The organism is Streptomyces albus subsp. chlorinus (assembly GCF_013302895.1).
In the GTDB taxonomy this organism is placed as follows: Bacteria; Actinomycetota; Actinomycetes; order Streptomycetales; family Streptomycetaceae; genus Streptomyces; species Streptomyces chlorinus.
Genome location: NZ_VJOK01000001.1, coordinates 3,297,898 through 3,312,426 on the forward strand (window position 1 = coordinate 3,297,898; position 14,529 = coordinate 3,312,426).

Sequence of the window (14,529 nt, forward strand, 5' to 3'; positions counted from 1 at the left end):
TGGGAGCGGGAAGTGGTCCCACACCCTCCCGGCACACCCTCACCACGCGCACCGTCGCTCGCCCGACGACCCCCACCACGGGGGCCCGCTACCGTAGGAAGGATGAGCAGTGAGCAGAACGGGGGCTCTGCCTCTCACCCGGCCCCACCGGGCGCATCCCGCCCGTCCGGCCCCCGCCCGGGCACGCCCCGCTCCGGCGGGCCAGCGCCTGGCGGAGCTGCGTCCGGCGAAGCCGCGCCCGACAGGTCGGCACCCACCGACCCGACATCCGGCGGATCAGCGTCCACCGGCCCGGCCTCCACCAGCTCGGCATCCGACGGATCGACGTCCGGCGGCCCGGCACCCACCGCCCCGACGCCCGCCGCACCGCCATCCGATGCCCCGCCATCCGACGCCCCGACGTCCAGCAGCCCCAAAGGCACGTCCGGCCCCCGGACCCTCGCCGAGGATCTGCGGGGGCGGGACGACGGGACGCTGGCGGCGCTGCTGAGTGCGCGTCCCGATCTGCTCTCCCCCGTCCCGAACGACCTCACCCAGCTCGCCACCCGCGCGGGTACCCGCGCGTCGGTCGTGCGGGCGCTGGAGCGGCTGGACCGGTTCACGCTGCAGACCGCCGAGGCCCTCGCCCTCGCCCCCGGCAGTCCGGGCGCCGACGGCCGGCCGCAGGAGAGTACGGCCACCACGCGGCAGGCCCTCGTCGCGCTGCTGCCGGGCGAGGAGGCGGCCGAGCGGCTGCCGCACGCACTGGCCGAGCTGCGGGCGCGGGCGTTGGTGTGGGGCCCCGAGGACCAGCCGCGACTGGTCCGTACGGCCCGTGAGCTGCTCACCTCGCCCTCCCCCACCGGGCTGGGGCCCACGCTCGTGGAGGCGGTGGCCGCCGCCGGGCCCGCGAAGCCGTCGCCCTCCCGTCTCCAGGAGATGCTGGCCGCCGCGGGCCTGCCGCCGACACACGATCCGGTGAGCGCGCTGACCGCCCTCACCGCGCTGTTCACCGACCGTGCCCGCATGACCGCGCTGCTCGCCGAAGCACCCGAGGGGGCGGAAGCCGTGCTGCGGAAGCTGGAGTGGGGTCCGCCGTACGGGACGGTGGACCTGGCGGCGCCGTCGGCGCCGGTGGCCTGGCTTCTGGACCGCGCGCTGCTCGTGCCGACCGGCTCCGAGACGGCGGGCGGGACGACCGTCCCCGGGGGCCCGGCCCCCGGTGCCGGCCCGGCCTCCGGTACCGGCCCGGCCGGTGCCCCCGGTGGTGGCGCCTCCCGTGGTGGCGTCCCCGGTGGCAGCGCCCCCAGCGGTGGTTCCGGTGGGGGTGCCCCCAGTGGGGGTTCCGCTGGTGGTTCCGGTGGGGGTGCCCCCGGCAGCGTCGTCCTCCCCCGCGAGGTCGCGCTGCATCTGCGCGGGGGCCGGGCGCACCGGGTGCTGGAGCCGGTGCCGCCGCAGGTCGTGGCCGCGCGGACGTACGAGCCCGGGACGGTGGACGCCGCGGCGGCCGGGCAGGCGATGGCGGCGGTGACGACCGTCGAGGAACTGCTGACCCACTGGGAGACCGAGCCGCCGCCCGTGCTGCGCGCGGGCGGACTGGGCGTCCGCGACCTCAAGCGGACCGCCGTCGCCCTCGACGTGCCGGAGCCGGCGGCCGCCTTCTGGATCGAACTCGCTTACGTGGCCGGGCTGGTGGCGTCGGACGGCGAGGTGGACGAGGTGTACGCGCCGACGCCCGCTTACGACACCTGGTTGCGTGCCGCACCGGCCGAGCGCTGGGCGTGGCTGGCCACGGCCTGGTGGTCGGCGACCCGGGTGGCCGGACTCGTGGGGGAGCGGGACGCGCGGGGCCGCGGTCTCGCCCCGCTGGGTCCCGGCCTGGACCGCAGTCCGGCACCGGAGGTGCGGCACCGTGCACTCGGCCTGCTCGCCGGGCTCGGCGCGGGGGCCGCCCCCGACCGGGACACGCTGCGTGAACGGTTGCGCTGGGAGCGGCCGTTGCAGGGCGTACGTGCCGGGCGCGCCGACCGGGCCGACCGGGCCGACCGGGGTGAGCGCGCCGACAGGGGTGAGGGGGCGGGCGTGCCGGATCTGCGCACCCGCCTCCTGCACGAGGCTCTGGAGGAGGCGGAGTCACTGGGCGTGACGGGCCGGGGTGCGCTGGCCTCGTTCGCGCGCCCCCTGCTGGACGCCACGCCCCGCCAGGACACACCCGCCACGCCAGGCACTTCCAGAACACCAGGTGTATCCAGAACACCAGGCACTTCCAGAACCCCAGATGTTCCCAGAACGCCAGGCACGTCCGGAACACCAGGTGCACCCGGAACACCAGGTGCACCAGGTGCACCCGAAACACCAGGTGCATCCACAACGCTAGGCACAACAGGCACAACAGACGTGCCAGGCACATCCGTCGGCCCTGCCGCATCTACCGGACCCGCCTCCGCCGAGGCCACCGTCGCGGCCCTCGCACGGGCCCTGGCCCCGCACCTGCCCGAGCCCCTGAGCGAGGTGCTGCTCCAGGCCGATCTGACCGCCGTGGCGCCCGGCCCGCTGGAGCGGGATCTCGCCGCGTTCCTGTCCGTGCTGGCCGACATCGAGTCAAAAGGGGGCGCCACCGTCTACCGGTTCACGCCCGGCTCGGTCCGCCGCGCCCTCGACTCCGGGCGCAGCGCCGCCGACCTGCACGCGTTCCTGGCGGCGCATTCGAGTACGCCGGTGCCGCAGCCGCTGACGTACCTCATCGACGACGTGGCCCGCCGGCACGGGCAGGTGCGGGTGGGTGCCGCCTCCTCGTACGTGCGCTGCGACGACGACACCCTGCTCGCCGAGATCCTCGCCGACCGGCGCGCCGCGCCGCTGCGGCTGCGGCTGCTGGCCCCCACGGTGCTGGCCTCCCCCGCCCCGCCCGACCAGCTCCTGGCCCGGCTGCGGGAGATGGGGCACGCGCCCGCCGCCGAGTCGGCGGAGGGCGATGTGCTGCTGGCCCGCCGCGACACCCGCCGCACCCCGCCGCGCACCCCGCCCGAGCCGGTACCGGAGGGGCCGCCCGCACCGGACCCGTCCCTGCTGGCGGCGGCCGTCCGCGCCATCCGCGCCGGGGACCACGCCGCGACCCTCCCCCACAAGCCGAAGGCCCCCGCGGCCCCGCCCCCGGCGGGTGGCCTGCCCCGCACGGTGATGGCCGAGACCCTGGCCACCATGCAGTCCGCGACCCTCACCGGCACCCCGCTGTGGATCGGCTACGTCAACGCCGACGGCGCCGCCTCCCAGCGCGTGATCGCCCCCGTCAAGGTCGAGGGCGGCTTCGTGACCGCGTACGACCACACCGCCGACGAGGTCCGCACCTATCCCCTGCACCGCATCACGGGCGTGGCGGAGGTCGCCGAGTACTGAGCCCGAGGGCCGGAATCCGCTTCCCGTCCCGGTCACCGGGCCGGTGCGGCACACTGGACGTTTGGCCCCCGGGCGGGCCGAGGAGCGACCAGAAAGGGTGACGTGTGAACGGTGGCCCCCTGATTGTGCAGAGCGACAAGACGCTTCTGCTGGAAGTCGATCACGAGATGGCGGAGGCGTGCCGGCGGGCCATCGCGCCGTTCGCGGAGCTGGAGCGGGCTCCGGAACACATGCACACCTACCGGGTGACGCCGCTGGGGCTGTGGAACGCGCGGGCCGCCGGGCACGACGCGGAGCAGGTGGTGGACGCGCTGGTGCAGTACGCGCGGTATCCGGTGCCGCACGCGCTGCTGGTGGACATCGCCGAGACGATGGCCCGCTACGGGCGGCTCAGTCTCGCCAAGCACCCCACGCACGGGCTGGTGCTGGAGACCAGCGACCGGCCGGTGCTGGAGGAGGTGCTGCGGTCGAAGAAGATCCAGCCCCTGGTGGGGCAGCGGATCGACGCGGACTCGGTGGCCGTGCACCCCTCCGAGCGCGGCCAGATCAAGCAGGTGCTGCTGAAGCTGGGCTGGCCCGCCGAGGACCTTGCCGGGTACGTGGACGGCGAGGCGCACCGGATCGACCTCCACGAGGAGGGATGGTCGCTGCGCCCCTACCAGAAGCAGGCCGTCGAGGGCTTCTGGCACGGCGGCTCCGGTGTCGTCGTCCTGCCGTGCGGCGCCGGGAAGACGCTGGTCGGGGCCGGGGCGATGGCCAGGGCGCAAGCGACGACGCTGATCCTGGTCACCAACACCGTCTCGGCCCGCCAGTGGAAGAGCGAGCTGGTCAAGCGCACCTCGCTCACCGAGGACGAGATCGGCGAGTACAGCGGCACCAAGAAGGAGATCCGGCCCGTCACGATCGCCACGTACCAGGTGGTCACGACGAAGCGGAAGGGCGTCTACCCGCATCTGGAGCTGTTCGACTCCCGCGACTGGGGGCTGATCGTCTACGACGAGGTCCACCTGCTGCCCGCGCCGGTCTTCAAGTTCACCGCCGACCTCCAGGCCCGGCGCCGGCTCGGGCTGACCGCCACGCTGGTGCGGGAGGACGGCCGCGAGTCGGATGTGTTCTCGCTGATCGGGCCCAAGCGGTTCGACGCGCCCTGGAAGGAGATCGAGAACCAGGGCTACATCGCGCCCGCCGAATGCGTCGAGGTCCGCGTCTCCCTCACCGACTCCGAGCGGCTGGCCTACGCCACGGCCGAGCCGGAGGAGAAGTACCGCTTCTGCGCCACCACCGACAGCAAGCGGAAGGTCACCGAGGCGCTGGTGCGGCGGCACGCGGGTGAGCAGACGCTGGTGATCGGCCAGTACATCGACCAGCTCGACGAGTTGGGCGAGCACCTGGACGCGCCCGTCATCAAGGGCGACACCAGCAACGCGCAGCGGGAGAAGCTCTTCGACGCGTTCCGTGCGGGCGAGCTGTCCTGCCTGGTCGTCTCGAAGGTCGCCAATTTCTCCATCGACCTGCCCGAGGCCACCGTGGCCATCCAGGTCTCCGGCACCTTCGGCTCCCGCCAGGAGGAGGCGCAGCGGCTGGGCCGCGTCCTGCGGCCGAAGGCCGACGGGCACGAGGCGCGCTTCTACTCCGTCGTCGCCCGCGACACCATCGACCAGGACTTCGCCGCCCACCGCCAGCGCTTCCTGGCCGAGCAGGGGTACGCCTACCGCATCGTGGACGCGGTGGACCTGCTGAGCGGCGGCGTCCCGGAGGACGCCGAGCCCGACGGGGTGTGAGACGCCGAACCCGGCAGGGTGTGAGACGCCGAGCCGGGGGGTGTGGGACGCCGAGTCCGACAGGGGGTGAGAGCGCCGGAGGCCCTCAGTGACCCCGATCCTCAGTGACCGCTGGTCAGTGAGGACCGGTTATCCGTGACCGCCGGTGCTCCGTGGCCCCCGGTGGTCAGTGGCCCCCAGTGGTCAGTGGCTCCGGTGGTCAGTGGCCCTCGGTGGTCGGTGTCTTCGGGGGGCGCAGGGCCACCCGTCCGTCCGGGCCGATGGTCGCCGTCTCTCCCGTGCGCAGCCAGCCCTCGTGCAGGAGTGCCGTCCCGTCCTCGACGTAGGAGGCGGTGATCCAGGGGCCGCGCAGCAGCAGCTCGCCCTGGGATTCGCCGTCCCAGGGCAGCGGGGCCAGGTCGGGGCCCGAGACGCCGTACTCGACGGAGGCGGGGAAGCGGTAGCGGGCACCGTCGGCGCCGTCGCCGTCCGCCTCGGCGCGGGCGACGCACGCCGGGGAGAGGGTCTCCGGCATGCCCCAGGCGGCGGCCGTGCTGATGCCGTGCCGCCGGCCCAGTTCCCGGGCCGGCAGCGATCCCGCGGGTTCCTCGCCGGGTCCGCCCACGACGACGGCCTCACGGAGGAAGGACAGGTCCCTGGGGCGGTCCTCCAGCTCCTTCAGCAGGCCGTCCCAGACGGCCGGGTCGGCGACGGCCAGGGTGGGGCGTTCCCGTTCGGCCATGTCCGCCAGCGGCGCGGGCTGGTCGTAGGCGCCGGGCAGCAGCAGGGAGGCGCCGCCCGCGAAGGCGGCGTAGGGCAGGCCCCAGGCGAGCATGCGGGACATCGGCACGACGGGCAGGACGAGGTCCCGTTCGCCGATGCCGTACGTCTGCGGGGTCTGGGCCTGGAGGGCGTGCAGGTAGAGGGCGCGGTGGCTGTAGGCGACGCCGCGCGGCACACCGTCGGCCCGGGAGGTGGTGTGGCACAGCACGGCGGCGTCCCGCTCGTCGATCTCGGGCCAGTCGTAGCGCTGGGGGCGGTCACCGATCAGCAGTTCGTAGTCGTGCACCTCGGCGCCGCACGCCGTGCCGGACACGACGGCCGCCGTCCCGCCACTGCCCGCGACGACCACGTGCCGCAGGTGCGGGAGGCGCGGCAGCACCGAGGCGAGCGGGGCGAGTCCGGTGGGGTCGGTCAGCAGCACACGTGCCCCGCCGCGCCGGGACGCCTCCACGAGCTGGTCGGCGGGCAGCCACGGGTCGAGGGTGTGCAGGACGGCGCCCATGGAGGGGACGGCCAGGTACGCCTCCAGGTGGTCGGCGGTGTTGGCCATCAGGGTGGCGACGGTGTCCCCGGGCCGGATGCCGAACGCGTCGTGGAGGGCCCCGGCGAGCTGCATGGCGCGGACCGCCGACTCGAGGAACGTACGGCGGTCTGGCTCAGCTCCACCGGCCCGCCCCGCCCAGGTGGTCACCCGGGAGGTCCCGTGCGCCAGCGCCCCGTGGACCAGGAGCCGTGTCACGGTCAGCGGAAAGTCCTGCATCGTGCTTCGCACACCGGCCTCCTCGGGCCTCTTCGCACTCCGGACGGCAGCCGTTGCCGTCCTTCCGCCTGGCGGCGGCGGGGGCCGGGCGGCGGTGCGCCGCGGGCCCGTCCACGCTGATTCTTGCCGGGGGAACGCGCGGTGTCAGCGGGACCGGGCGGCGTCCCGCTGAGCCGTACCCGGCCGCCGCGCCCAGCAGGAGCAGGGTGAGCAGGGCGTACGGCGAGGCGAGCGGCTGCTGCCACCAGTCCAGCCGCAGGTCCAGCTCGCCCTTCCTGGGGACGAGCCAGAGGGTGCGCGCCGTGAACACCAGGGCGACGCAGGCGCACAGCAGGCGCCTCCCCACTGCCGTGCCCCCGCCGGGGAGCGGCCACCCGGCGACCGCCACGCCCGCCAGCAGCGGGACGCACCACACCCAGTGGTGCGACCAGCTGATGGGCGAGACGAGCAGCGCGACCAGCGCGGTCACCATGATCCCCCCGTATTGCCCGTACGCTCCTTGCTCCCCGTACGCCCCGTACACCCTGCGGTCTCCGTACTCGCCGCGCTCCCCGTACGCTCCGTGCACCCTGCGGTCCCCGTACTCGCCGCGCTCCCCGTACGCCCCGTACACCCTGCGGTCCCCGTACTCGCCGCGCTCCCCGTGTCCGCTCCCTTGGACGGACAGCCGCCGTGCCAGCCATATGCCCCCGGCGGCGAGCAGCGCTGCGGGTACCAGCCACAGCGGCCCCGGATCGGGGTCGTGCACGAGACGGGCGACCAGCCCCTGGAGGGACTGGTTGTCGACGATCCACGCCTTCCCGACCCGCGCCGTCTCGAACATCCTGCGCGTCCAGAACTCCACGCTCGCCCCCGGCAGCACCAGCGCCCCCACGCCGGTCCCCGCCGCGAACCCGGCCACCGCCGTACCCGCCGCCCTCACCCGCCCGGTGAGCAGCAGCTGGACGACGAAGAGCGCGGGCGTCAGCTTGACGGCCGCCGCGAGGCCGACGGCGAAGCCCTTGCCGCGCGCGCCGTCGGGCCGTCCCATGTCCCACAGGACGACACAGGCCAGCGCCAGGTTGATCTGCCCGAAGACGAGGGTCTGGAAGACCGGTTCGAGCCACAGCGCGAGCGCGGTGAGCGCGAGGACGGTGGGGAGCGGCTCCGGCCTGCCCCTCACGGCGCGCAGGGAGAGCGCGATCAGCCAGGCCAGCAGCGCCACGTTGCCCGCCAGGAAGACCACCTTGGCCACCACCGTCGGGACCAGCGCCGCCGGTACGAACAGCAGCGCCGCGAACGGCGGATAGGTGGCGGGCAGATCCCACTCGGTGACGGTGAAACCGTACAGATCGGTGCCGTGCCACACCGCGCTGCCCTCCGCGCGGTAGACCTGGAGATCCGCCATGGGCAGCCCCTGCGCCGCGGCCAGCACCCCGAAGGCGCCCAGGGAGAGCACCAGCAGCAGAAGCGCCCTCGTCCAGGACGGCCCCGCCCACGACCGTCCCCACGGGGGCGGCCCCGGAGCGGATGGCTCCGGCACGGGCGACTCGGCCCCGTGCGGCTCACGCCCGGACGGCTCGGCCCCGCGCGGGGGACGTCCGGACGGCTCCGCCCCGTGCGGGGGACGGGACTTCGGCACGCGCGGGAGCAGGGGCCTCGGCAGACGCGGGAGAGGGAACCTGTCGGCGCCGTTGTCCGTCACCCGTGCCGACTCCTCGTCCTCGTGCCGTCGTTGTGCCGTCATCGTGCCGTCGTTGCGCTCGTCTCGCGTACGCCTGCGCCTACGCCTGCGCGTGCGCGTGCGCGCCCCGCGCGCTGCCGGGCGCCCCCTCACCTCCGGCCGCCCCGCGCGCCCTGGGCGACGACCCTAAACGAGTCACCGGACGAACACGGAAGCGGCACCATGGGGCGCCGACCCGCCAGGCACTGCCCCGCAGGGGGCCGGCCCGCCGGGCACCGCCCCGTCCTGGTGGGGACGAAAAACGTTCGCCCCTTCGGTGAAGCCTGGCTACAATCCCCGACTTGCCCCCTCGCCGCCGGCTCTCGGCCCCGAGGCGCCCGCCGCACGGAAACCGGCAGGGCTCGTTCGTCAGACCTGTACGTCAACCTGTACGCCCTGTGCAGCGAGACCCCGCATGTCCGCATGCCTGCCGTGCCGCGCACGGGCAGGCATGCCCGCGTGCGGGTGCGTCCGCGTGCCCGTGTCCCTCCCGGAGGCAGCCCGGTGTCCGTCCCTCCCGCGCCCGAACCCGTTCCCGTACCCGCCCCCGAACCCGCGTCCGGTTCCAGTTCCAGTTCCGATTCCGGTTCCGGGAGCGGCCCTCTCGCCCGTGAGCGTGCCCATCTGGCCGCCTCCAGGGCGGCGCTCCGTGCCATGCGGGCCGACGCCGAGGCGCTCGACATCCGCGATGTGGCCGCGAACTGGGTCAACGCGGAGGTGCTGGCGTCCGGTATCGAGGCCCGCATCGCCTCCCTCGCCGATCTGGCGCACGCGCCGCTGTTCTTCGGCCGTCTCGACTACGGGCACCCGGTCGGGGAGGACACCGCCGAGGCCGACGGCCCGCACGGCACGAGCGGTACAGGCGGCACGGGCGGTACGAGAACTACGGGCGATCCGGATGCCGTCCGGGGCGGGGAGGGCGCGCCCGGCTCCGGCCTCGGCCCCGGCTCCGGCTCTGGCCCCGGCCCCGGCTCCGGTTCCGGCGACGCCTCGGGGCGCACCTTCTACATCGGCCGCCGGCACGTCCACGACGCCGACGGCGACCCCATGGTCGTCGACTGGCGCGCACCCGTCTCGCAGCCGTTCTACCGCGCGTCCAAGAAGGATCCGCAGGACGTCCTGCTGCGCCGCCGGTTCGGCTACACGCGCGGTGAGTTGACCGCGTACGAGGACGAGCACCTGTCAGACCCGCAGGAGGCGGAACGCGCCAGCGCGCTCCTCCAGGCGGAGATCGAACGGCCGCGCGTCGGTCCGATGCGGGACATCGTCGCGACGATCCAGCCCGAGCAGGACGAGATCGTGCGCGCGGGCCTCGACGGCACCGTCTGTGTGCAGGGTGCGCCGGGCACGGGGAAGACCGCGGTGGGTCTGCACCGTGTCGCCTATCTGCTGTACGCGCACCGGGAGCGGCTCAGCCGCACCGGCACCCTGGTCATCGGCCCGAACGACTCCTTCCTCCGCTACATCGAGCAGGTGCTGCCCGCGCTCGGCGAGGTGGCGGCGCGGCAGACCACCGTGGAGGGCCTGGTGGCCCGGCCCGACGTGCCGGTGCGCGGCGTGGACACCGCCGAGGCGGCGCGCGTCAAGGGCGACGCGCGCATGGCCGAGGTCCTGCGCCGGGCCGTGCGCGCGGGGGTGCGCCCGCTCCCCGACGAGCCGTGTGTGGTGGTGCGCGGCTCGCGCCGGTGGCGGGTTCCCGCGTATGAGATCGAGGAGTTGGTGCGGGAGCTGCTCGCGCGGGACATGCGGTACGGGGCCGCGCGGGAGGCGCTGCACCAGCGCATCGCGCACGCCGTGCTGGTGCGGATGGAACAGGCGGGCGAGGCGCCCGACGACCGGGTCCAGGACGCCGTGGCACGCAATGCCGCGGTCAAGGCCGTCGTCAAACAGGTGTGGCCCGCGGTCGACCCGGCCAAACTGGTGCTGCGGCTGCTGTCCGACGCGGAGTTCCTGGCCGCACAGGCCGAGGGGCTCCTCACCGAGGACGAGCAGCGGGCCATCCTGTGGGACAAGCCCCCGCGCGGCGTCAAGAGCGCCAAGTGGTCCGCCGCCGACGCGGTGTTGGTGGACGAGGCCGCCGACCTGGTGCAGCGCACTCCCTCCCTGGGCCACGTGGTGCTGGACGAGGCGCAGGACCTCTCCGCGATGCAGTACCGGGCGGTGGGGCGCCGCTGCTCGACGGGCTCGGCGACGGTGCTGGGCGACCTGGCGCAGGGCACCACGCCCTGGGCCACCGAGAGCTGGGAGGCGGCGCTGGAACACCTGGGCAAGCCCGGCGCGGTGGTCGAGGAGCTGACGGAGGGGTTCCGTGTGCCGCGCGAGGTGATCGCCTACGCCTCCCGGCTGCTGCCCGTCATCGCCCCCGGACTGACGCCCGCCACCTCGGTACGGGAATCACCGGGCGACTTCTCGGTACGGCGCGCCGACGGCACCCCGGGGGACGGGGACCTGGACCATCTGGTGGTGGACGCCTGCCGGCGGGCCCTGGAACACGAGGGCTCCGTCGGCCTGATCGCCGCCGACGCGCGCGTCCCCGCACTGCGGACCGCGCTCGAGGCCGCGGGGCTCCCCTTCCTGGCGCCCGGTGAGGAGACCAGCGCGACGGTACGGCTCACCCTGGTCCCGGCCACGCTGGCGAAGGGCCTGGAGTACGACTACGTCGTCCTGGACGAGCCCGCCGCCGTCGTCGCGGGCGAGCCCGACACCCGCACGGGACTGCGGCGGTTGTACGTCTCGCTCACCCGCGCGGTCTCGGGGCTGGCGGTGGTGCACGCCGAGCCGCTGCCGGCGGCCCTGTCGGACGGACATGAGGGCGAGTGGTCGGGCGGACATGACAACGAGGACCAGGGCGGACGCGAGGACGCGCGTCTGGACGGGCCGGGGCGGGGGCCCGGGGGCGACGGGTCGTCCACAGCGTTGACGGGGCAGTCGGTGTGAGGCCGTAACGTAGACGTTTGTCCGCTCACGTCCGAGCACGCCAGGAGTCACGCCGTGCACCATCTTTCCTACGGGGATGTCAAAACAGCCGCTGATCGGGTCGCCGACGGCATTCGTCCGGTCGCGGTCGTGCGGGCGGACGCGGGCGGGTTCGAACTGCACCTCGCTCTCGAATTCATGCAGCACACCGGGAGCTTCAAGGCGCGGGGCGCGCTCAACTTCCTGGTCGCGCACAGGGAGCGGGGCGAACTCCCCGACTCCGGCGTCACCCTCGCCTCCGGCGGCAACGCGGGCCTCGCCTGCGCCTGGGCGGCCCGCGGCCTGGGCGTCCCCGCCACGGTGTTCCTCCCCGAGACGGCACCGCGCACGAAGATCGACCGCCTGCGCGCGTACGGTGCCGACGTACGCCTGGTGGGCACCGAGTACGCGGAGGCCGCCGCGGCGTGCGAGGAGTTCGCCGCCGGCACGGGCGCGCTGCGGTCGCACGCGTACGACCATCCGCTGATCGCCGCGGGCGCCGGGACGCTGGTGGAGGAGATCCGCGCCCAGGTGCCGCTGGTCGACACCGTGGTGGTGGCGGTGGGCGGCGGCGGGCTGTTCGCCGGTGTCGCCGCCGCGGCCGAGCACCACGGCATCCGCGTGGTCGCCGTGGAGCCCGAGCGCTGCCGCGCCCTGAACGCCGCCCTGGAGGCGGGACGCGTGGTGGACGTGGAAGTCGACTCCGTCGCCGCCGACGCGCTCGGCGCCCGCCGGGCCACCCCGATGGCCCTGGCCGCCGCCGGGCACCGCAACGTGCGGTCCGTGCTGGTGACGGACGACGCCCTCGTCGCCGCCCGGCGGGGACTGTGGGAGCAGTACCGGCTGGCGGTGGAGAACGCGGCGGCCACCGCCGTCTCCGGCGTCGCCGGGATCACGGGCTGCACCGAAGGCGGTGCTCCGTATGTCCCCTCGGCCGGGGAGAGAGTCGTCGTGGTGCTGTGCGGCAGCAACGCCGACCCCGGCGAACTGACGGAGGCCGAGCCGCGATGAGGCGGTCCCGGGCGGCGGGCACCTGGACCCGATGAGGCGGTCCCGGGCGGCGGACGCCCGGACGCGCTGAGCGGAGCCGCCCGCGACCGACGGCGGGCGGGCGCCGCACCGGTGGCGGGCCCGCGCGGACTGTCCGCCGGGCCGCTATGCCCGGCCGGGGTCCTACGCGGCCGGAGTCCAGTCCGCGACCAGGTCGAGGAGGCCGGGGAAGCGGGCCTGCAGGTCCTCGACGCGGACCTGGTTGCGCCGGGAGGGCCCGTACTGGCGCTGCCGGATGAGTCCCGCCTCGCGGAGCGTGCGGAAGTGGTGGGTCAGCGAGGACTTGGGGCGGTCCAGCTCGAACCAGGTGCAGGTGTGGTCGAAGTCGACGGCCTCCAGGAGCAGTTTGCGGACGATGCCCAGGCGCAGCGGGTCGCTGAGAGCGGCCATGACCGCCTCCAGCCGCATGTCGTCCCGTGCCGGTTCGGGCAGCGGTTCGGGCGGCCGGGTGCCGGACGGGGGCGGCGGGACCCGGAAGTTTCGGGCGAGAGCGGCGGCACTCATGAGGGGCCTCCTCGGGCGTCGATGGCCTCGGCAGTTCACTAGTACGAGTTGCATCGTACTCCCTCCCACTGGTACGACTTCTCTCGTACTTCTTGTACGAGTCCACTCGTACCGAGGTCCACGCCTCGTCACCCTGCCCCTCTCCGTCCCGCCTGGAGTCCTCGTGTCGCAGCCCACCCCGCCCCGGCGCTGGATATGGCTGGCCGCCTGGCCCGTCGTCGCCGTGCTGGCCCTCTCCAACGAACCCGCACCCCTCTACGTCCTGTGGCAGAACCGGCTCGGCTTCTCCTCCGCGACGTTGACGGCCGTCTACGCCCTCTACATCGCCGGACTGCTCGGCACGCTCACCGTGGCGGGCACCCTCTCCGACCGGTTCGGACGCAAACCCGTGCTGCTGCCGGGGCTGGCGCTCGCGGTGCTCGCCTCGGCGATGTTCGCGACCGCGCACTCAGTGCCGGTGCTCGCCGTCGCGCGGCTGCTGAGCGGCATCGCCGTCGGCGCGTTCCTCTCCGCCGGGATGGCGGCCGTCTCCGATCTGGCCGACCGTTCGCAGAAGCGGACAGCGGGGCTGGTGGCCTCGTCGTCCATGGTCGGCGGCGCGGCCGTGGGGCCGCTGCTGGCCGGAGTGCTGTCCGAATCGGTGCCCGGCCCGTCGGTGACCGTCTTCCTGGTGCAGATCGCTCTGCTGGTGGTCGCACTGGCCGTGGTCGTCAGGATGCCGCTGCCGCCCCGGCCGGCCACCACCGGGCGGGGGACCGGGGCCGTGGACGGGAACCCGCGCCGCTGGGTACGTGTCCCCTCCGCGCCGCGGGCCAACCGGCGCCAGCTCCTGCTCGGCCTCGCCGTCTTCGCACCCGCGATCGCCGCCACCGGTTTCGTCCTCTCGCTCGGACCCACGCTGCTGGCCGAGCTGCTGCACACCAGCAACCGGATTCTCTCCGGCGCCACCATCTTCGTCCTGTTCGCCGCCGCGACGGGCGTGCAGTTCGCCGCGCGCCGGCTGCGCATCCGGACGGACCTGCTGACCGGCGCGGCGCTGACCGTCACGAGCATGGCCGCGCTCGCCCTCGCCGTCGCCACCACCTCGGTGGCCGCCCTCGTCCTGGCCGCCGTACTGGCGGGGCTCGGCCAGGGGCTCACCCAGCTCGGAGCGCTCACGATGCTCAGCGCGAACGTGCCGGCCCAGCGGCTCGCCGAGGCCAACGCCGCCCTGACGGCGGGCGGTTACCTGCTGGCGGGCGCCCTCCCGGTCGCCGCGGGTACCCTCAGCGACGCCACGTCCCTCACCACCGGGACCACACTGTTCGGCGCCGCCGTCACCCTGCTGTCCCTGGCGGGGGCCGCGGCGGTCCTGCGGGAGCGGGGCGAGTCGTTCCAGGCCGCGCACGGGGGAGTCCGCGCGGCGGGGGTCCGGCGGCGGGCCGCCGCCGATCCGGCCCCGGGCGCGCTGCGCTGACAGGCGCCTCCGGCACCCTCCCCCGGCCCCGCCCAGGGCGGACGCCCCACCCTCGCCAGACAGCCGGCCCCGCCAGGCAGCCGGCTCTCGCCGGACGGCCCGCTTCTCGCCGGACGGCCTGCTCCTCGCTGGTCAGCCTGCCCGCCCTCGCCAGGCAGCCGGCCCCGCCAGGCGAGCCGACCCT

The 14,529-nt window shown here is 74.8% G+C and carries 7 protein-coding genes and 1 pseudogene; 5 read left to right on the forward strand and 3 right to left on the reverse strand.

Going from position 1 to position 14,529, the window contains the following annotated elements; all coding sequences use genetic code 11:
* Positions 1-450 precede the first annotated feature (450 nt).
* Entirely contained in the window at positions 451-3,375 is a 2,925-nt protein-coding gene (locus tag FM076_RS33785; RefSeq protein ID WP_243274922.1) for a helicase-associated domain-containing protein, read from the forward strand.
* A 104-nt stretch (positions 3,376-3,479) separates the two neighbouring features.
* Complete coding sequence (locus tag FM076_RS14700) at positions 3,480-5,156, forward strand: DNA repair helicase XPB (RefSeq protein WP_173871002.1); 1,677 nt, start codon at positions 3,480-3,482, stop codon at positions 5,154-5,156.
* 199 nt (positions 5,157-5,355) lie between these two features.
* Here FM076_RS14700 and FM076_RS14705 read toward each other — a convergent pair whose 3' ends face one another.
* A complete protein-coding gene (locus FM076_RS14705; RefSeq protein WP_345945012.1) occupies positions 5,356-6,690 on the reverse strand; it encodes an AMP-binding protein in 1,335 nt (444 codons plus the stop codon).
* Positions 6,575-8,116, reverse strand: a complete 1,542-nt coding sequence (locus tag FM076_RS34645) for a glycosyltransferase 87 family protein (protein ID WP_345945421.1) — start codon at positions 8,114-8,116, stop codon at positions 6,575-6,577. The genes FM076_RS14705 and FM076_RS34645 overlap by 116 nt, the downstream gene beginning before the upstream one ends.
* Before the next feature lie 888 nt (positions 8,117-9,004).
* Here FM076_RS34645 and FM076_RS14720 point away from each other — a divergent pair.
* Together FM076_RS14720 and FM076_RS14725 are read left to right on the forward strand one after the other, a co-directional pair.
* A pseudogene (locus FM076_RS14720) lies at positions 9,005-11,179 on the forward strand (HelD family protein); the annotation flags it as partial.
* Between the two features lie 192 nt (positions 11,180-11,371).
* Entirely contained in the window at positions 11,372-12,346 is a 975-nt protein-coding gene (locus FM076_RS14725) for a serine/threonine dehydratase (protein ID WP_173871004.1), read from the forward strand.
* 162 nt (positions 12,347-12,508) lie between these two features.
* Here FM076_RS14725 and FM076_RS14730 read toward each other — a convergent pair whose 3' ends face one another.
* Positions 12,509-12,889 (reverse strand): ArsR/SmtB family transcription factor, encoded by a 381-nt coding sequence (locus FM076_RS14730; RefSeq protein WP_173871006.1) that lies wholly within the window; start codon positions 12,887-12,889, stop codon positions 12,509-12,511.
* Positions 12,890-13,052: 163 nt separating this feature from the next.
* Here FM076_RS14730 and FM076_RS14735 point away from each other — a divergent pair, with 163 nt between their 5' ends.
* Positions 13,053-14,345: an MFS transporter gene (locus FM076_RS14735; protein ID WP_345945013.1), complete on the forward strand. Its 1,293-nt coding sequence runs from the start codon at positions 13,053-13,055 to the stop codon at positions 14,343-14,345.
* The last annotated feature ends 184 nt before the right edge of the window (positions 14,346-14,529 follow it).